The organism is Deefgea piscis, from assembly GCF_013284055.1.
Lineage (GTDB): Bacteria > Pseudomonadota > Gammaproteobacteria > Burkholderiales > Chitinibacteraceae > Deefgea > Deefgea piscis.
Genome location: NZ_CP054143.1, coordinates 96743 through 116216, shown reverse-complemented (window position 1 = coordinate 116216; position 19474 = coordinate 96743). Strand labels below are relative to the sequence as shown.

The 19474-nt window shown below is 48.2% G+C and carries 16 protein-coding genes; 14 read left to right on the top strand and 2 right to left on the bottom strand.

Annotated features, from left to right (window positions below):
* Positions 1 to 10: 10 nt before the first annotated feature.
* From HQN60_RS00620 to HQN60_RS00605, 4 genes are all read left to right on the top strand, one after another.
* Positions 11 to 718, top strand: a complete 708-nt coding sequence (locus HQN60_RS00620) for a DUF502 domain-containing protein (RefSeq protein WP_373281553.1) — start codon at positions 11 to 13, stop codon at positions 716 to 718.
* 82 nt (positions 719 to 800) lie between these two features.
* Positions 801 to 2606 (top strand): aspartate--tRNA ligase, encoded by a 1806-nt coding sequence (gene aspS / locus HQN60_RS00615; RefSeq protein WP_173531872.1) that lies wholly within the window; start codon positions 801 to 803, stop codon positions 2604 to 2606.
* 964 nt (positions 2607 to 3570) lie between these two features.
* Entirely contained in the window at positions 3571 to 4449 is an 879-nt protein-coding gene (locus tag HQN60_RS00610) for a hypothetical protein (protein ID WP_173531871.1), read from the top strand.
* A 1147-nt stretch (positions 4450 to 5596) separates the two neighbouring features.
* The gene (locus tag HQN60_RS00605; protein WP_173531870.1) at positions 5597 to 7180 is read left to right on the top strand and encodes an inorganic phosphate transporter; all 1584 of its coding nucleotides are present in this window, start codon (positions 5597 to 5599) and stop codon (positions 7178 to 7180) included.
* A 269-nt stretch (positions 7181 to 7449) separates the two neighbouring features.
* Here HQN60_RS00605 and guaB read toward each other — a convergent pair whose 3' ends face one another.
* The gene (gene guaB / locus HQN60_RS00600; protein WP_173531869.1) at positions 7450 to 8916 is read right to left on the bottom strand and encodes an IMP dehydrogenase; all 1467 of its coding nucleotides are present in this window, start codon (positions 8914 to 8916) and stop codon (positions 7450 to 7452) included.
* A gap of 297 nt (positions 8917 to 9213) precedes the next feature.
* Between guaB and HQN60_RS00595 the strand changes: the two genes are divergently transcribed.
* Genes HQN60_RS00595 through HQN60_RS00585 form a run of 3 tightly spaced genes read left to right on the top strand, consistent with a single transcriptional unit; the run spans position 9214 to position 11876 of the window.
* Complete coding sequence (locus tag HQN60_RS00595) at positions 9214 to 10389, top strand: patatin-like phospholipase family protein (protein ID WP_173531868.1); 1176 nt, start codon at positions 9214 to 9216, stop codon at positions 10387 to 10389.
* 28 nt (positions 10390 to 10417) lie between these two features.
* Positions 10418 to 10936, top strand: coding sequence for a disulfide bond formation protein B (locus HQN60_RS00590; protein WP_173531867.1), 519 nt, complete (start codon positions 10418 to 10420; stop codon positions 10934 to 10936).
* 1 nt (position 10937) lies between these two features.
* A complete protein-coding gene (locus HQN60_RS00585; RefSeq protein WP_173531866.1) occupies positions 10938 to 11876 on the top strand; it encodes a hydrogen peroxide-inducible genes activator in 939 nt (312 codons plus the stop codon).
* A 56-nt stretch (positions 11877 to 11932) separates the two neighbouring features.
* Here the strand turns inward: HQN60_RS00585 and HQN60_RS00580 are convergent, their stop codons facing one another.
* Positions 11933 to 12661, bottom strand: a complete 729-nt coding sequence (locus HQN60_RS00580) for an SPOR domain-containing protein (protein WP_173531865.1) — start codon at positions 12659 to 12661, stop codon at positions 11933 to 11935.
* A gap of 268 nt (positions 12662 to 12929) precedes the next feature.
* Here HQN60_RS00580 and ndk point away from each other — a divergent pair, with 268 nt between their 5' ends.
* From ndk to HQN60_RS00545, 7 genes are all read left to right on the top strand, one after another.
* A complete protein-coding gene (gene ndk, locus HQN60_RS00575) occupies positions 12930 to 13355 on the top strand; it encodes a nucleoside-diphosphate kinase (protein WP_173531864.1) in 426 nt (141 codons plus the stop codon).
* Positions 13356 to 13453: 98 nt separating this feature from the next.
* A complete protein-coding gene (gene rlmN / locus HQN60_RS00570) occupies positions 13454 to 14587 on the top strand; it encodes a dual-specificity RNA methyltransferase RlmN (protein ID WP_173531863.1) in 1134 nt (377 codons plus the stop codon).
* Entirely contained in the window at positions 14584 to 15318 is a 735-nt protein-coding gene (gene pilW, locus HQN60_RS00565; RefSeq protein WP_173531862.1) for a type IV pilus biogenesis/stability protein PilW, read from the top strand. Before rlmN ends, pilW begins: the two co-directional genes overlap by 4 nt.
* On the top strand, positions 15311 to 16195 hold the full coding sequence (locus HQN60_RS00560; protein ID WP_173531861.1) for a RodZ domain-containing protein: 885 nt from the start codon (positions 15311 to 15313) through the stop codon (positions 16193 to 16195). Before pilW ends, HQN60_RS00560 begins: the two co-directional genes overlap by 8 nt.
* Before the next feature lie 4 nt (positions 16196 to 16199).
* Positions 16200 to 17474 (top strand): flavodoxin-dependent (E)-4-hydroxy-3-methylbut-2-enyl-diphosphate synthase, encoded by a 1275-nt coding sequence (gene ispG, locus HQN60_RS00555; protein ID WP_173531860.1) that lies wholly within the window; start codon positions 16200 to 16202, stop codon positions 17472 to 17474.
* 82 nt (positions 17475 to 17556) lie between these two features.
* On the top strand, positions 17557 to 18825 hold the full coding sequence (gene hisS / locus HQN60_RS00550) for a histidine--tRNA ligase (protein ID WP_173531859.1): 1269 nt from the start codon (positions 17557 to 17559) through the stop codon (positions 18823 to 18825).
* Between the two features lie 18 nt (positions 18826 to 18843).
* Positions 18844 to 19473: a YfgM family protein gene (locus HQN60_RS00545; protein ID WP_173531858.1), complete on the top strand. Its 630-nt coding sequence runs from the start codon at positions 18844 to 18846 to the stop codon at positions 19471 to 19473.
* Position 19474 lies beyond the last annotated feature (1 nt).

Sequence of the window (19474 nt, the reverse complement as noted above, 5' to 3'; positions counted from 1 at the left end):
CTTGAGTAAAATTGTGACCTCATTATTTAAGCGCTACTTTTTTACTGGTTTATTGATTTGGATTCCTTTAGTGATCACATTGTGGGTGCTCAATCTATTGATTAGCACCATGGATCAGCTAGGGGCATTTGTACCAAATCAAGTTCGTCCTGATTATTGGATTTTGCAAGCGATGGCGCAGTTATTTCCCCACTTAAGAGGGGAAGAAAACATTCCTGGCTTTGGAGTGATTTTAACGGTGCTGGTGCTGTTGTTAACTGGGATTTTTGCTGCCAATATTTTGGGCCGTCGTTTGTTGGAAGTCGGCGAATCGATTTTGAAGCGCATTCCCATTGTTCGCTCGATTTATATGAGCGTGAAGCAAGTTTCAGATACCTTATTTTCTGATTCAGGCAATGCGTTTCGCAAAGCCGTGTTGGTGCAGTTTCCCCATCAAGGGACTTGGTCAGTCGGTTTTGTGACCGGTATTCCCAGTGGCGAAATTAGCGACAAACTCGGTGGCGAATTGATTTCGGTGTTTGTGCCCACCACGCCAAATCCGACATCGGGCTTTTTGTTTATGGCTAAAGCCGATGACGTTAAAGAGCTGGATATGAGTGTGGATGAGGCATTGAAATACGTGATTTCGCTGGGCGTAGTGATGCCCAGTGCTAAGCCCTTGATTTATCCGCAGGCGCAGGCTTTATCGAGTGAGCCCGCCGTTGCGGTAAAAGGCTAATTAAAAATAATGTGGCTGTGCCACAAGCGGGCTTGTCCGTTTTATTGATTGTTTGTGTTATTTATTTTGAGGAAGTTCTTTGATGCGTACCGATTATTGCGGTTTGATTGATGGTCGTTATCTGGGCCAAACTGTCACGATTAAGGGCTGGGCCCATCGTCGTCGTGACCATGGTGGTGTGATTTTTATCGATTTGCGCGACCGTGAAGGTTTGGTGCAAGTGGTATTTGATCCAGATATCCCAGAAGCTTTTGCGATTGCCGATGCAACACGCAATGAATACGTATTGGAAATCACCGGTGAAGTGCGGGCGCGTCCTGAAGGCACGACCAACGCTAAAATGATCACCGGCCAAATCGAAATTTTGGCCAAAAGCATTACCGTTCTTAATCAAGCGGCAACGCCACCGTTCCAGATCGACGATGAAAATCTCTCTGAAAACGTGCGTTTAACCAACCGCGTGATCGATTTGCGTCGCCCAGTAATGCAAAAAAACATGCGTTTGCGTTACCGCGTAGCGATGTTAATCCGTAACTACCTTGATGGTTTGGGCTTTATCGATATCGAAACGCCGATGTTGACACGCTCAACCCCAGAAGGCGCGCGCGATTACTTGGTACCAAGCCGCGTGCACGATGGTCAATTCTTTGCCTTGCCGCAATCGCCACAATTGTTCAAACAATTGTTGATGGTGGCCGGTTTCGATCGCTACTACCAAATCGTTAAATGCTTCCGCGATGAAGATTTGCGCGCTGATCGTCAGCCTGAATTCACCCAGATTGATATCGAAACTTCGTTCTTGAACGAAGACGAAATCATGGACATCACCGAATCAATGGCCAAACACGTATTTAAAGAAGCCATCGGCGTTGAATTGGGCGACTTCCCACGTATGGCGTATGACGACGCAATGCGTTTGTACGGCTCAGACAAGCCTGATTTGCGCGTGTCGTTGCAGTTCACTGAACTGACTGACTTGATGAAAACCGAAGAATTCAAAGTCTTCCGTGGCGCTGCTGACATGGAAAACGGCCGCGTAGTCGGCTTGCGGATTCCAGGTGGCGCGAGCATCAGCCGTAAAGAAATCGACGATTACACCAAGTTTGTAGCGATCTACGGTGCGAAAGGCTTGGCATACATCAAAGTCAACGACGTTACCAATCTGAGCAACGGCGAAGGCTCTGGCTTGCAATCGCCAATCGTTAAAAACTTGAGCGAAGCTTGCTTGCAAGAAATCATCACCCGCACTGGTGCAACCACCGGCGATTTGATTTTCTTTGGCGCAGACAAAGAAAAAGTAGTGAACGAAGCCATCGGCGCATTGCGCTTGAAAGTCGGCCACGAAAAAGGCGAAGCAGCGGGTTACTTCACTCGCGGCTGGAAACCATTGTGGGTGGTTGACTTCCCAATGTTCGAACGTGACGACGACGCAGGCCGCTGGAATGCTTGCCACCATCCGTTCACTAGCCCGAAAGTTGAGCACATCGAGTTCCTTAAATCTGATCCGGGCAAATGCAAAGCCCGCGCTTACGATATGGTCCTCAACGGTTGGGAAATGGGCGGCGGTTCAGTGCGTATCCACCGCGCTGATATGCAATCAACTGTATTTGAAGCACTCGGTATTGGCGAAGAAGAAGCGCAAAACAAATTCGGCTTCTTGCTCGACAATCTACAATTCGGTGCCCCTCCGCACGGCGGCTTAGCCTTTGGTTTGGATCGTTTGGTAACATTGATGACCGGCGCCGAATCCATCCGTGACGTGATTGCCTTCCCGAAAACGCAACGTGCGCAGTGCTTGTTAACCAATGCACCGAACGAAGTGGACGAGAAACAACTCCGCGAATTGCACATTCGTTTGCGTAACACTCAGCAAGCCAATTTAGCGTAATCGCTGATTAGCTTGGATTAAAAAAAGGCGACTTCGGTCGCCTTTTTTGTTGGGTATTGGTTGGTAGGCTTTGATGGATATTGGCTGTATTGATATACCCATTATTTTGGTCGGTCGGATTGGTGCGTAGGGCGGGTTAGTATAGGTAGGGCGGGTTAGCCTTTAGGCGTAACCCGCCGATCCAGTTCCGGCAGCGCAATTGCGATCAGCGATGCTTAGATTGAGTAAGTTGGGCTAAGCCTGCGCAGCCCAACAATCGCGCGGTCAACGTTGGGCTTTCTAGTTCAATTGACAGTGTAACTTTTGTAGGGCGTATTCGACGCGCAGCGGCAATACGCCGATGGGGTGATGTTGGCTTGAATTCGCGCTCTTTCAATCAAAGTCGCGCTAATGCCGCGCGGCACCCACCTTTCTTTGCTTCGCCAAAGAAAGTGTGGGCCAAAGAAAACAAGCCGAAGGCGCAGTTTCTGCGAAGCTAAAGGCGACCCGAGTATCTGCGCGGGCTACGCCCGTACCTTCGCTGCGGACAATCGAGGCGGTTGCGATCAAAACTCGGCCTGCGGCCTCAAACAATGATCGCAAAAACCCCGCCCCGCTTGTTCCTCGCTCAGCTTGCTACACGGGATCTCGCGCAGCTCAACGAGGCTTGTTTTTAAATCGATGTATTGATCTCTACGCCTTGTAGATAAAGCTTTGCAAGCAAATACATCGGTGCAGGTGCGTAGGGCGGGTTAGCCTTTAGGCGTAACCCGCCAGTATGATTCTGACATCACAACTTTGCTCAGGGTGGGTTGATAAAACTAACCCGCCCTACAAGGCTACATAGTTGTAGAACGAATTCGACGTATGGCGGCAATATGCCGCATGATGATGGGGAGTTGTGTGGTATGCCGCGGTACAATCTTAGAAAAAATGGAATGATGGTTGGCTGTTGAACGTAGCCAAGTATATGAGATACAGGTATTTGAATGAAAAGAAGGGGGCGCATTTGAAGAAAAGTTTTTATCAGCGACGAATAGAATATTCAAGACAGGACTTTAGGCAGCTCTCTCAGCGCGAAATTGATATTCAACTACTCTCTTTGATCAAAAATGAACGGAGTGAATTAAGATTCGGTGAAGTGCAGTTAACACAAGATGTTTATTTTGTTCGCGCAAGACTGGAAGAAGACGGAGTTCCATATAATCATTGCGATGACTTTTGGGCTCCGCCAGTTTCGGTTGCAAAACTTGGTCGTTGTAATAAAGCGGGGAGTTCAAAGTTATATACAGTTTGGGGTGTAAATATTGAGCGCGATCTATTATCGATTATTGAGGAGCTTAATATAAAACCAGGTAATCGGTTTGTCGTAATAGTTTATAAGCTCAAGAATAGAGATTCACTTAATGTACCTGTATGCCATGATTTAAATCCTGAGTTATTCGGTTCTATTCCTGTTAATAGTAAAGTGTCGAAATTTTTAATCTCAGAATTTAAGATAAATCCTGAGATTGGATTAAGAGATCGTTACAAATCAACGGCTGCAATTGTCGAATTACTAATGGACCTAAGAGGACATAGATGTAAAACGCCAGTTTTTATTTATCCATCATGTGCTATGAATCGAGCACTGCAATTATGCGGAAATGGTGTAATTAATATCGCTTGGGATTCAGAATTTGCAAAAGAAAATTTGAAAATTGAATCCTTAAGAAGAGTTACATTGAATCTTGATTCTGGCTGGGCGCATGATAATAGCCTCGATGATAAGAAAAAATCGATTAAATTTTATTTTGGAGAGCGAGGAGTCATATTATCAACTGGCAAAGTAAGCTGGGAGCATGTAATTAATCCTGCATCATGATTTAGTCTGCTGATGATTATTGAGTGTTCCGATTTCCGTGGATCATATGCAGGGTTGTCAGCACAGTTAATTAGTGCGGATTGCCCGTGGAGCCGCGCCGTTCGGGAGGGGATTGGCAAGGTTTTAAGACGCGACTGTTTGAGCTGCGCGACGTTAGCGCGCAGCGAGTTTTCGCGTCGCCTTGCCAATTGCCGGACGGACGGGGTTTCGTGGTGATCGGGCGCGCGGGGGTTGCAAGGGGCGGGGCAAGACCCACCCCTTGCTCGTTTGGCGGGCGAAACCGCCGGTTCACCGCCTGCGCAGCAGGCTAATTGCTGATTTTGGTGCGCAAATCTTTGCAGGATTTTCACACATCTATAATGCTGGTGTATGTATTTCAACGTAAGCATTTATAAATAATGGTTAGAGTCATATACCCACTGAATTGATACAAATCCAAGCCCAAAAAAACGCTGACTCGCAGCGGTTTTTTTATCAAAACATTCAACAAGCAAGTGGGGTGATATAAACCCCGCACATCCCAATGCATCCCACCGCAGCACGCCGCGTCCCGCTGCATCAAGGTGGAATGCACTTCGTTTATTCCACCCTACGTATACTTTCTGTTTATATCTGACGCTAAGTTATTGTCTTGGGTCATGCTCAAATAAGCTTTTGGCGTGGCTGAGTCTTGGCTGGGGTGTTGGCTGTGATGTCAAGGTTAAAAATCAGCGTTAACCGTGGGGGAGCATACTCAATTTAGGTGTGGGATGTTGACTGTGTAGCGGCTGTAAATTGGGCGCATTTGTAATTGGCTATCTCGAAGGTGGGTCAGATTGTGTGGTGCTTATATGGTTAAAAAACACCAAATATAGTTGGGTATTGTACTTTAGGTCTTTATTTATAAGGCTTTTAGCTAGATACCTATGGTATTGCGATGGTTTTCTGCTGTGCGAGTGTTGATGGTTTTTAAAGTGTGAATCAAGGGGTAGGCTGATTTTTCACCGTGTTTCGGGTTGAGCGTGGCGGGTTTTAAATTTTTGCGCTATTGATTTTGTATTGTGTGAGTTTTTGCGTCGCCCTTCGTTATGGCAAGGCGCACAATAGCGCGTTTATGAAGGCGGGTTGCAACCGCTATTTCGACCAACCTAGCAATCACAGTGAAGCTATGAACCACCAACAAATTGATACCATTCACAATGCCGCCAAATCTGGGCATGTCGAGCTCATTCGACTGGGCATTGCCTTAATCTTTATTGTCGGCATTGTGCTGTATACCGCTTCACGTGGCACCACGCCGAGCATCATGCTGATTGTGGCTTCGGTTGTTGGTGCATATATGGCCATCAATATTGGGGCGAATGACGTGGCGAATAATGTGGGTCCTGCGGTCGGCTCTAAAGCGCTGACGATGGGTGGGGCTTTAATTATTGCTGGGATTTTTGAGGCGACAGGGGCGATTGTGGCGGGCGGCGATGTGGTGTCGACCATCCGTAGCGGCATTATTGACCCGAGTTTGATTCCGGATAAACAAACCTTTATCTGGATTATGTTGGCGGCTTTGTTGGCGGGTGCATTGTGGCTCAATATTGCCACGGTGGTAGGGGCGCCAGTTTCGACCACGCATTCCATTGTTGGGGCGGTTTTGGGGGCGGGTGTCGCGGCTGGTGGCATGGGGATCGCCGATTGGGGGCAAGTGGGGATGATTGCCATCAGTTGGGTGATTTCGCCTTTGCTCGGTGGTATTTTTGCGGCGATATTTTTATATCTGATTAAACGAACGATTACTTACCAAACCAATATGCTCGCCGCGGCGGCGAAAATGATTCCAGTGTTGGTGGGGTTGATGGCGTGGACTTTTAGCACTTATTTAATGCTCAAAGGTTTGAATAAAATTTGGAAAGTTGATTTTTGGTTTGCTGTTGGGATTGGCTTCGCAATCGGTGCGGTTGTTTGTGCCATTTTGGCGCCGGTGATTCGGTCGCGAATTAACGATGTGGCCAATAATAAGCAAAGCGTGAATCGTTTCTTTACCATTCCTTTGATTTTTGCTGCCGCCTTGTTAAGTTTTGCCCATGGCGCCAATGATGTGGCCAATGCAATTGGTCCTTTAGCCGCAATTAATGATGCGCTAATCAGTAGTGGGACTAGCTTGCAAGACAGTGCCAGCATTCCACTGTGGATTATGGTGATTGGCGCGATGGGTATTGCACTCGGTTTGGCGCTGTATGGGCCTAAGGTGATTCGTACTGTCGGTTCGGAAATTACTGAACTCGATCAAATGCGGGCTTTCTGTATTGCGATGGCGGCAACGATTACGGTGATTTTTGCCAGTCAATTGGGTTTGCCGGTGAGTTCGACACATATTGCGGTCGGTGGCGTGTTTGGCGTTGGTTTCTTGCGTGAATACCTTAAAGCCAACCATGCGCGTACGCTGGATGAAATTAAGGCGCATCATCCAGAAGGCGATGAGACTGCGGTAGATACGTTCTTGCTGCGCTTTAATAAAGCCGGCTTAAAAGAAAAAGCCTTGATGTTGCAAGAGCTGAAGCAGCAAGCCAAATCGCAACTTGATCCGGCGCATTTTTCTAAAATGGAGCGCAAAGGCTTGAAAAAAGTCTATCGCCAAGAACTCGTGAAACGCTCGCAAATTATGAAGATTGCGGCCGCATGGATTGTAACGCTACCCATTTCGGCCTTGCTGTCGGCGATGTTGTTCTTTATGTTGCGCGGCATGTTGATGCCGGCTTAAGCCACTCGATGAAAATAGCGCCAGCAAATGACTGGCGCTTTTTTATTGGTTTCGATTGAAGGCGATTGAGGAATTAGATTGGTATGGGTATGTTGTATTTTATTGCTGGTGATGTAGTAGGGGTGTGTTTTGTTTAGCGTATCTATGTTGGGTATTACTTTGTAATCGTTATTGCATAATGGCTGTATCTATATACTGATGGCGCTAAATAGTTAAGCGCAAAAAAACCGCTGACGTGTCAGCGGTTTTTTTATCCAAACTCAAGCAATTTAGTCTTGGTGGTAGTTTGGTGCTTCTTTGGTGATTTGCACGTCATGAACGTGTGATTCACGGATACCGGCTGAAGTGATTTGTACGAATTCAGCTTTGGCGTGAACGTCGTCAATCGTTGCGCAACCGAGATAACCCATTGATGAGCGTAGGCCGCCAACCAATTGGTGGATCACGGCAGACAATGGGCCTTTGTACGGTACGCGGCCTTCGATGCCTTCGGGTACCAATTTGTCGGCATCGGCAGTTTTGTCTTGGAAGTAACGATCAGACGAGCCGTTCGCGCCGCTCATTGCGCCGAGTGAGCCCATACCACGGTAGCTCTTGTATGAGCGGCCTTGGTAGAGTTCAACTTCGCCCGGCGCTTCTTCAGTACCACCGAACAAGCCACCCAACATCACCATATGCGCACCCGCGGCGATGGCTTTAGCGATGTCGCCCGAGAAGCGAATCCCGCCGTCGGCGATCAATGGTACGCCAGTGCCAGCGAGGGCTTCAGCGACATTGGCCACTGCTGAAATTTGCGGTACGCCAACACCAGCTACGATACGGGTGGTGCAGATTGAGCCTGGGCCGATGCCGACTTTAACGGCGTCTGCGCCAGCTTCAACCAAGGCTAAAGCGGCTGCGGCAGTGGCAATGTTGCCACCGATGACTTGAACGTGTGGGAAGTTGGTTTTAACCCAACGCACGCGATCAAGAACGCCTTGACTATGGCCGTGTGCGGTATCGACTACGATCACGTCAACACCTGCTTCAACCAATAATTTAACGCGCTCGTCAGTACCAGCGCCAACGCCAACAGCGGCACCAACGCGTAAACGACCTTGTTCATCTTTAGCCGCTAGCGGATGCTCGCTGGTTTTGATGATGTCTTTTACGGTGATGAGGCCTTTAAGGCGGAATGCATCGTCGATCACCAGAACGCGTTCCAGACGGTGTTCGTGCATTAGGGCGCGAGCGTCGTCGATGCTGGTGCCTTCGCGAACAGTAATCAAGCGTGCTTTGGGTGTCATGATCGATGAAACAGGCACATCAAGACGCGTTTCAAAACGAATGTCACGGTTGGTAACGATACCAACGAGCAAGCCTTGGTCAATGACCGGCAAGCCAGAGATTTTGTGTTGTTGAGTTAGTTGCAATACATCACGAACCAACATGTCGGGGGCAACGGTGATCGGGTCTTTTACAATCCCTGATTCATAGCGTTTTACCTTGGCGACTTCTTGTGCCTGACGGGCTGGGGTCATGTTTTTATGCAAGATACCGATGCCGCCTTCTTGTGCCATCGCAATGGCTAATGGGGCTTCGGTAACGGTATCCATCGCAGCGGAAACCAGCGGCAAATTCAGGCGGATATTGCGCGTGAATTGCGTCGCCAGCGAAACATCGCGCGGCATAACATTGGAATGAGCGGGTACAAGCAAAACGTCGTCGAACGTAAGGGCTTTTTGCACGATGCGCATGAGTAGAATCCTTTTCGCCAAAAAAGCATTATACCGAAACCATGATGACACGCCTATTGCATTAATCGTGAAATAGGGGGTTGCGGCGTGAAATTAGCTTGAGTTTAGCTGCATTTTTAGATTGCCAATCCAAAAATGCAGGGTAATTGCCGTTTATTTGCTTGTTGTGTGTGTCATATTTATATCGGCAAACCAGCCACTGGGTTGGTATTGATGCGTTAAATTCAGCGCGCCATGCGCCCTTTACTGGCTTAGGGTTTATTCGTTGTTCCATTGTCGTGACTGGAGAATTCAATCATGAAACCAGTTGGCTCAATTGCGCCAAAAACGGCGCTGATTTTGTCTGGCGGTGGTGCGCGGGCGGCTTATCAGGTGGGGGTGTTGTTGGCGATTGCCAAAATATTACCACGTGGTAGTCAAAATCCATTTCCGATCATCTGCGGTACTTCGGCGGGGGCGATTAATGCCGCGGCGATGGCGGTGGGGGCAGGGGATTTTCATCGTGCAGTGCTGCAATTGGCGCGGATGTGGCAAGGTTTGCGGGGTGAATCGATTTATCTGGCCGATTTGCCATATTTAAGCAAAACGGCAGCGCATTGGTTGTTGGCTTTATTGTGTGGTGGTTTGGGCGAGCGTAATCCACGCGCCTTTTTAGATAATGCGCCTTTGCGTGCTTTATTGAGCCGCGAAGTGGATTTTGGCCAAATTGAACGACATATCCAAAGTGGTGCTTTACGTGCGGTGGCGATTTCGGCGCTCGGTTATAGCAGTGGGCAGTCAGTGTCTTTTTTTCAAGGTGCGGCGGATCTGTCTGTTTGGTCAAGAGCGAAGCGAGTAGGGGTACGTACTGAGCTCAATGTCTCGCATTTAATGGCGTCTAGCGCTATACCGCTGATTTTTCCTGCGGAACATATCCATCGTGAATATTTTGGTGATGGCTCAGTGCGGCAAATCGCCCCGCTGAGCCCGGCGATTCATTTGGGCGCTCGACGCGTGTTGGTGATTGGGGTTGCGCCGCGTTCTGATCATGGACCGACGCGGCTGCATAGTCCGTCTTATCCCACTTTGGCGCAGGTGACGGGGCAACTTTTTAATAGTGTGTTTTTAGATAGTTTGGATACCGATTTAGAACGAATGACGCGGATTAATCGAACCTTGTCGTATGTGCCGCTGGCCGCGCGGCTTAACGGTCAGCTTGAATTGCATCCGATTGAGGTGCTGACGATTTCGCCATCCAAACCGCTAGAAAAATTAACTTTAAGCTTTAGTCGGGATTTTCCATTGGGAATGCGGTTTTTATTGGGCGGCTTGGGGGCGTTTCGACGGCAGGGCTCGGTGGTGGCGAGTTATTTATTATTTAGTCAGGCGTATTTGCGGCAGTTGATTCGATTGGGCTATCGAGATGCGATGGATAAAGAAGCTGAGCTGAGTGTTTTTTTGACTGCAAATTCTAAGGCAAGCAGCGTAGAATAGTTATTTTCTATCTTGTCGGAGTTTGGGCATGGCTTGGTTGCGTTGGCGTGTGGGGTTTTTTGCTCTGTTTTTGCTCTGTGTCGGCATGATGGGGTTTGCACTTTATCACCAGTTTTATCAGTGGCTTATGCCGTGTTTACTTTGTGTTTACGAACGCATGCTAGTTATTACGCTGGGTTTACTGAGTTTGCTTTCGGCAATCTGGCAGCCAACTACCAGGCGCGGGGTGATGTGGTTTTCTGGCGTGTATGCCGCAGTGGCATTGTGGGGCGCAGGAATCACTGTTTGGCATTTAATGCTGCAATATGCGCCGGCAGAAACGGGGGTGAATTGCGCGTCTAGTTTACCGTTTCCTATTGATTTAAATGCCTTACCTGCTTGGATTTCTGCGGTGATTCGTCCGGTTGGTGATTGCTCGGTCGTGGATTTTTCTTTGTTTGGCATGTCGATGCCATTTTGGCTGCTGGTGGCCTTTGTCGGCTTTTTAGTGCCTTTGTCGTATTTGGCTAAAATCCGTTTGCTTGAAATTCGTCGCCGAGGTCTGTGATATGACATTGACTGAATTACGTTACATCGTTGCTGTGGCGCGTGAACGTCACTTTGGGCGCGCAGCCAATAGCTGTTTTGTATCGCAGCCCACGTTGTCGGTGGCGGTAAAAAAACTAGAAGAAGAGTTGGGTGTGGTGCTGTTTGAGCGCGCCGCTGGTGAAGTGACGGTAACGCCGAGCGGTGAGCGTATTGTTGAGCAGGCGCAGCGCGTGCTTGAAGAAGTGTCGATGGTGAAGCAGTTGGCCGAACAAGGGAAAGATCCGTTGGCTGGAGCCTTGCGCTTGGGGGTGATTTACACCATTGGGCCGTATTTATTGCCGCATTTGATTCCGCAATTGCGCCGTATCGCGCCGCAAATGCAATTATTGCTCGAAGAAGATTACACCGTGCGTTTGGCCGAAATGCTCAAGCAAGGCGAGATTGATCTGGCGATTTTGGCTGAGCCGTTTCACGAAGGCGGTATTTCTACCCAAGCGTTGTATGACGAAGATTTTATCGTGGCAACGCCTAAAGGGCACGAGTGGGAATTGCTCGAGTCGGTATCGTCTGAGCAATTGTCAGATGAAAATGTATTGTTGTTGTCGCCAGGTAATTGTTTTCGCGATCAAGTTTTGCAAACCTGCTCCGATTTAAATCGCGAAAGTATGTCGGTGGGGAGTTTGCAGCGGACATTGCAAGGCTCGTCATTAACGACGATTCGGCATATGGTCGCCGGTGGTATTGGTGTGACCGTATTGCCTGCGACGTCGGTGAGTGTGGCCGATGAGGCTTTGTTAACCTTACGTCCGTTCACGGGGCCAGTGCCTTCACGGCGCGTTATCTTGGCTTGGCGACGCAATTTCCCACGTCAGGCGGCGATTGAAGCGGTGCGGCAAGCTTTGTTGCAATCCGATTTAGAGCCGATTCATCGTCTGCCGGATGCGCCGATTAATTCATAGTCTTTGACTAATTTCTTTGACTAATAGAAATCCACGGCGGCCGATTTTTTGATGCGCTATTGCGTTCTTAATACCGGCTCAATCCCGAGTTGCCGTAGTTTTTTTACGGCGATATCGGCTTGTGATTTGCTCTTAAACGGGCCAATTTGCACTCGGGTTTCTAGGTAGGCCGGAATGCCAGCCGTTTGTAATTGTACGAGTAGTTTTTCGGCATTATTCGCGTGCAAAAAGACCCCGGCTTGAACGCTATAGCCTTGCTGCCCAGTGGTTGCTGCTGGGTAGTTATTGCTTGGTTTGACGGGTTGGCGAGCGGCCATTGGCGTTGGTGCATTCATTAATGGTATGGGTAACGGGTCTGGTTTGGGCGCACTGCGCGTTTGCTCCGCCACGACGGCACGCGGTGTCGTTGTGCTTGGCTTGGGGGCCGGATTGCTAATGGCTTGAATCGGTGTTTGATTGTGACTGAGACTTGAGCTCGGACTCGGACTCGGACTCGGACTCGGACTGAGGGTAGGAGCGCTTGCCACTTCACTGCTGATGTTCGGATTGGGCGTTGCCGATTCGATCTCGGAGGCGGCAACGAGTGGCGTGAGGATTTTTGCTGTCTCCACATCACTGGCGATTTTAACTTCAGGTACCGCATTTTTTCGTTCTTGATCAAACCATGCAATGGCAGCAAGTACAATGCCGATCAATGCGGCAGCGATGCCGAGTCGCCACAAGAGTTGGGTTTTTAATTGCTGCTGTTCTTTCTGCTGCAAGATGGGGTCAAGTCCATCACTCATCTGTCAGGTGCTCGCTATGGTGTTATACTGTTGGGCTATTTGCCTCAGATTTAAGGCTTCAAGTCTCTTGCTCAAACTCCCTGTGTTGCGGCGAGGTGGATACGATGTGATCCATTTTTTGTGTTGCCGCTGATTACGGGGGCTTAAATAGGGCTTGAATTCGGTCTTCGTGAAATAAATATAATTCGCACGAGGCTAGCTTAAATTACATTATGCTGCAAAGTTTCTTTCGTTAAATTGAAAATAACGACTCACACTGGAGATAAAAATGGCTGTTGAACGTACCCTATCGATTATTAAACCTGACGCTGTTGCAAAAAATGTCATTGGTAAAATTTATGATCGTTTTGAAACTGCGGGTTTAAAAATCGCTGCGGCGAAACTAAAGCACCTAACACGTGCCGAAGCTGAAGGCTTTTACGCAGTACATAAAGAGCGTCCTTTCTTTGGCGCTTTGGTTGAATTCATGATTTCAGGTCCAGTCATGATTCAAGTGCTTGAAGGCGAAAACGCGATGAAATTGAATCGCGATTTGATGGGCGCAACCAATCCAAAAGATGCCGCTGCCGGTACGATTCGTGCTGACTTTGCCGATAGTATTGATGCCAATGCAGTACACGGCTCAGATAGTTTGGAAAATGCCGCAATTGAAATCGCTTATTTTTTCGATGCAGCTGAAGTGTACGCACGTTAAGTTTTAGCTTGTAAGTAGTGGTGGTAAAGACGCTCGCTTGGCTCGCTAAGCGAGCGTCACTGATGAAATAAATGGCGTAAGCCTTGGTGGATAAAGACATGGCAATAAATTTGTTGGATTACGATGCGGAGCGTCTAGGCCAATTGATGGTACAACTCGGTGAAAAGCCGTTTCGTGCCAAACAACTGATGAAATGGATTCATCAGCGCGGCGTAGCGGATTTCGATGCGATGAGTGATATCGCCAAATCGTTTCGGCAAAAATTAGCTGTCGATGCCTGTATTGCACCACCGGCGATGATGGCCGAACAAATTGCCAAAGATGGCACACGTAAATGGTTGTTGGATGTTGGCACGGGTAACGGGGTTGAGGCGGTGTTTATTCCCGAAGATGACCGCGGTACTTTATGTGTTTCTAGTCAGGTGGGCTGTGCGCTCGATTGCACTTTTTGCTCGACGGCACGGCAAGGATTTAACCGTAATTTATCGACTGCTGAGATTATTGGGCAGTTATGGTGGGCCAATCGTCGCCTCTCTTTTGATGCGGCGCGTGTTGGTACTGCGACCAATGACGATACCCGGATTGTATCGAATGTGGTCATGATGGGCATGGGTGAACCACTGGCCAATTATGATAATGTGGTTGCTGCGATGCGTTTGATGTTGGATGACAATGCGTATGGCTTGTCACGCCGCCGCGTGACCTTATCGACCTCAGGCATGGTGCCGCAAATGGATAAGCTGCGCGAAGATTGTCCGGTTGCGTTGGCAGTGAGTTTGCATGCGCCGAACGACACCATTCGCGATCAAATTGTGCCGATTAATAAAAAATATCCACTCAAAGAATTGATGGATGCATGCAATCGTTATTTAGAAAAAGCACCGCGTGATTTTATTACTTTTGAATATGTGATGCTTGATGGCATCAATGATAAGCCTGAGCATGCGCATCAATTGGCGGCATTGGCGCGATCGACTTCGTGTAAGTTTAATTTGATTCCGTTTAATCCGTTTCCAAATGCGGGTTATCAGCGTTCAAGTCGTGAAGCGATTCATCGTTTCCGTGATATTTTATTACAAGCAGGTTACATTGTTACCGTGCGTAAAACGCGTGGCGATGATATTGACGCCGCTTGCGGGCAATTGGCGGGGCAGGTTTTGGATAAAACCCGCCGCACCGAAAAAATGCTCGAAACTCGGCCAATTATTTTTAAATCAGGAGGCGATGCGTGAAAAATACTTTATTGCTAGTGGCGTTGTGTCTTGGCCTAAGTCATTTTGCACTGGCGAATGAAGATTCTCGCGCAAGCGTTAGAACGCGACTCGCGTCCGAATATTATAAAGTGGGGCAGTACCCCATTGCCGTGGATGAAGCCAAAAAAGCCATTGCCGCCGATGCCAAATATGTCTTGGCTTACAATGTGATGGCTTTGTCGTATTGGGCTTTGGGTGATAAAACCACTGCGGCTGATATTTTTAAGCAGGCTTTAAAGATCGAGCCGAACAATTCAGATGTGAATCACAATTACGCGAATTTTCTTTGCGCTAATGGTCAGGTTCAGCAAGCTGAAACTCATTTTACTACCGCGCTCAGCGATCCTTTGTATCCAACGCCAGAAAATACCATGATGGCCGCGGCCAATTGCGCTTTAAGCAATCAAGACAATGCTTTGGCTGCGCAGTGGTATAAAAAAATTCTGATACAAAGACCAAATTATTTACAAGCTAAATTTCAGCTGAGTAATTTAATGTTAAAGTCGGGGGACTTGCCTGAGGCAAAGCGTTTGTTTGTTGATCTATATCGATCAAGTAAGCCAACCCCCGTTGAATTGTTATGGCTGGGTGTGAGAATCGAGCGTGCCATTGGCAATAAAACCGCCGAGCAACGCTATGCCAAAGAGTTACTCAGCGCTTTCCCCGATTCAGTAGAAGCCACTAAGTTACAGATTGGAAAATATGACTGATCAGTTTGAATCTTCATCGACCGCAAGCTTGTTGCCTGCAGGTCGACAATTACGCAATGCACGAGAAGCTTTAGAATTAAGTCCAGAGCAAGTTGCTAATCAATTAAAACTTGCGGTACGCCAAGTGCTGGCGATTGAGCAAGAAGCCTTTGATGAATTGCCAAGCAATTTATTTATCCGAGGTTTTGTGCGTAATTATGCGCGGCTGGTGCATTTAGATCCTGAGCCTTTGCTGGAATATTTGGCGCAGGTGTTGCCTGTAGAGCAAGTGTCGACCACCTTGCTTGATGCGCCTTTGGAAACAAATGGCACGATTCCATTTAAAAGTAAGCGTCGGCGTCAACCATCAGCAATTGTATTGATGGGCGTATTGGGCTTGGCTTTGGGGGTAGGGGGCGTATTTTGGTATTTGCAGCAACCGGCCCATCCTGAGCTGGCTTTGCCAGAGATGGAAAGCCAACCGATTGTTGATGTGGATCCGGCATCTGCAGTACAAGAAGAAGTTATTGTCGCCAGTGCCGCCAGTGCAATTGCGCCAGCGAGCGCACCACAAGCCGCCTTGCCGGTTGCTAGTGCACCACAGGTTCAAAAAACCGTTACGGTTCCCGCTAGTGCAGCATCGGCAGTGGCTGAAGCGCATTCAATTAAAATCACCTCGCAGACCGATAGCTGGGTGCAAATTGTGGATGCCAATGGCAATAAAGTGTTGTCCGAGATTATTCGTCCGGGTTACGAGCGCGTGGTGGCCGGTGTGCCGCCTTATCGCGTGAAGGTCGGTAACGCCCCAAAAACCCAATTGTATTTTAATGGTCAAAATGTGGATTTGAGTGCTTATCTCAAGCCCGGTTCTGATGTGGTTAATATGGAATTGAAATAATCGTATGTCGAGCCTGATTACACGTCGTAAAACCCGTCAAGTTCAAGTCGGCCATGTTTGGGTCGGTAGTGATCATCCTGTCGTCGTGCAGTCGATGACCAATACTGATACGGCCGATGCTGAAGGCACGGCAAGACAGATTTTTGAATTGTGGCGCGCCGGTTCTGAGGTGGTACGTATCACCGTGAATAGCCCAGAAGCCGCAGCTCAAGTTGCCAATATTAAAACCAAGTTAGAGAACTGGGGTTGTAAAGTTCCGTTGGTTGGCGACTTTCATTACAATGGCGATCGCTTATTGCGTGATTACCCAGACTGCGCACAGGCCTTGGCGAAGTACCGGATTAATCCGGGTAATGTCGGTAAAGGCAGTAAACGCGACGAAAAATTTGCGTCGATGATTGAAAAAGCCATCGAGTATAAAAAAGCGGTGCGCATTGGCGTGAACTGGGGATCGCTTGATCAAAGCATTGCTGCGCGGATGATGGACGAAAATAGCAAGCGCTCTAAACCACTCAGTGCGGATGCAGTGATGCGCGAAGCGTTGATTGTGTCTGCGCTCGAATCCGCTGAGCAAGCAGTGAAGTGGGGCTTATCACCCGATCAAATTTTACTGTCGTGCAAAGTGTCCCATGTGCAAGATTTGATCGCGGTATACCGCGATTTGGGTGCGCGCTGTGATTACCCATTGCATTTGGGTTTGACTGAAGCGGGCATGGGTAGCAAAGGGATTGTGGCATCGAGTGCTGCGTTGGCGATTTTGATGCAAGAAGGCATTGGTGACACGATTCGGATTTCGTTGACGCCAGAACCCAATGGCGATCGCACGAAAGAAGTGATTGTGGCACAAGAGTTATTGCAAACCATGGGTTTGCGTAGTTTTACGCCATTGGTTACGGCTTGCCCTGGTTGTGGTCGTACCACGTCGACGGTGTTTCAAGAGTTGGCACAAGACATTCAAAGCTTTTTGCGTGAAAAAATGCCGGTGTGGCGTAAAGACTATCCGGGTGTAGAAGAAATGAAAGTCGCGGTCATGGGCTGTGTGGTCAATGGTCCGGGTGAATCAAAGCTGGCTGATATTGGGATTAGTTTGCCGGGTACCGGTGAAGTGCCAGTGTGTCCGGTGTATATCGATGGCGAAAAAGACGTCACGCTCAAGGGTGAGCATGTGGCTGTGGAGTTTCAGGCCATTGTTGAGCGCTATGTGATGACGCATTACGCTGTGGGTGGTTCAAAACGGCGTGAACAAGCAGCAAAAATTATTCCATTAACTTCAATTTGAATGGGTATTGCTCTGTAGCCTTTTTAAATATTGAGCTGCAATCAAATACCCTTTCTTGATTTAATTTAAAGTTTATAAAAATATGGCTCAAACCATCCAAGGTATTCGCGGCATGAATGATGTGCTGCCGCAAGAATCAAGTCGCTGGCAGTTTTTTGAACAAGTTACACGTGAATGGCTAGCCGCCTATGGCTATAGCCAGATTCGGATGCCGATTGTTGAATCAACGCATTTGTTTATTCGCGGTGTTGGTGAACATACCGATATCGTTGAAAAAGAAATGTACGCCTTTGAAGACAGCCTTAACGGTGAAAAACTGACGCTGCGCCCAGAAGGGACGGCGGGTTGTGTGCGAGCCTGCATTGAGCATGGCTTACTTTACAATCAAACCCAACGTCTGTGGTACACCGGCCCAATGTTCCGCCATGAACGTCCGCAAAAGGGGCGCTATCGTCAGTTTCATCAAATGGGCATTGAGGCATTTGGTTTTTCAACGCCCGATGTCGATGCCGAAGTGATTGTGATGCTGGCCGATTTATGGCCACGCCTTGGTTTGAGCGGAATGAGTTTAGAGCTTAATTCTTTGGGCGATATTGAAGAGCGCGCAGCACATCGCGCCAAGTTGATTCAATATTTGGAAGGGTATATCGATATCCTCGATGAAGATAGCAAGCGCCGGCTCTATACCAACCCATTGCGTGTTTTGGATACCAAAAATCCAGACTTGCAAGAAATGGCTGAAAACGCGCCGCAACTGATCGACTTTTTGGGTGAAGCATCTAAAACACACTTTGAAACGGTCAAAGCGTTGCTCGATGATGCAGGGATTGCCTATACCCTAAATCCACGCTTAGTGCGTGGCCTTGATTATTACAATCGAACTGTTTTTGAATGGACGACCACACAATTGGGCGCGCAAAGTACTGTGGCAGCCGGTGGTCGTTATGATGGTTTGGTTGAGCAATTAGGCGGTAAGCCTTGCCCAGCGGTTGGTTTTGCGATCGGTATTGAGCGCTTAATGTTGCTATTGGAAATCAACGAAGTTGCGATTCCTGCTCAATTGCCAGATGCTTACGTGGTGCACCAAGGCGAAGCCGCGGCTCGCAATGCATTTACTGTGGCGCGTCAATTGCGCGCAGCAGGCTTGAATGTCATTTATCATGGCGGCAGTGGGAGTTTTAAATCGCAATTTAAAAAAGCCGATCAATCAGGGGCACGTTTTGCCGTGGTGATTGGTGAGGGTGAAGTGGCGTCACAGACCGTTAATTTAAAAACACTGATCGGCGAGCAGCAAGGCAAACAAGAAATCGTGCCGCAAGATCAGTTGGCACAAGTGATTCGCAGTATTTAATTTATTCAGGGGATAACCATGGCCGCATTTGATTTACAAGAACAAGAACAAATCGCCACCATGAAAGACTGGTGGCAAAACTGGGGTAAATGGTTGGCGCTAGGGCTTGCAGCATTTTTGATTTCGTTTTCGGCTTGGAAAGGCTGGCAAGGATGGCAAAAGCAGCAAATTGCTAAGGCCGCTGAAGTGTATGCGCAAATTGAAAACAATTTGACTGACGATGGCAAATTTAAAGCGGGTGTTTTGTTATTGAAAAATGATTACAGCAAAACACCGTATGCGCCACGCGCGGCTTTAATTGCCGCTAAATTGGATTATCTAAAAGGCGATGCAGCGGCTTCACGCGCTGAATTAACTTGGGTGATTGATCATAGTCAGGAAGCGGCATTGCGCGATACAGCGCGCTTGCGATTGGCCAGTATTTTGGCCGAAGAGAAAAAATATTCAGAAGCTTTGGCGCTATTGAAAACGCCAGAAGAAGAGGGCTTTTCTCCGCTTTATGCTGAGCTACGCGGTGATATTTTCCAAATGCAAGGTCAAATTGCCCCTGCCGCTGATGCGTATCGCCAAGCCATTGCCAAGCTGCCAAAAGACGCACCGAATTTGAAATTAGTAGAAATTAAATTGGATGTATTGGGAGATAAGTAAG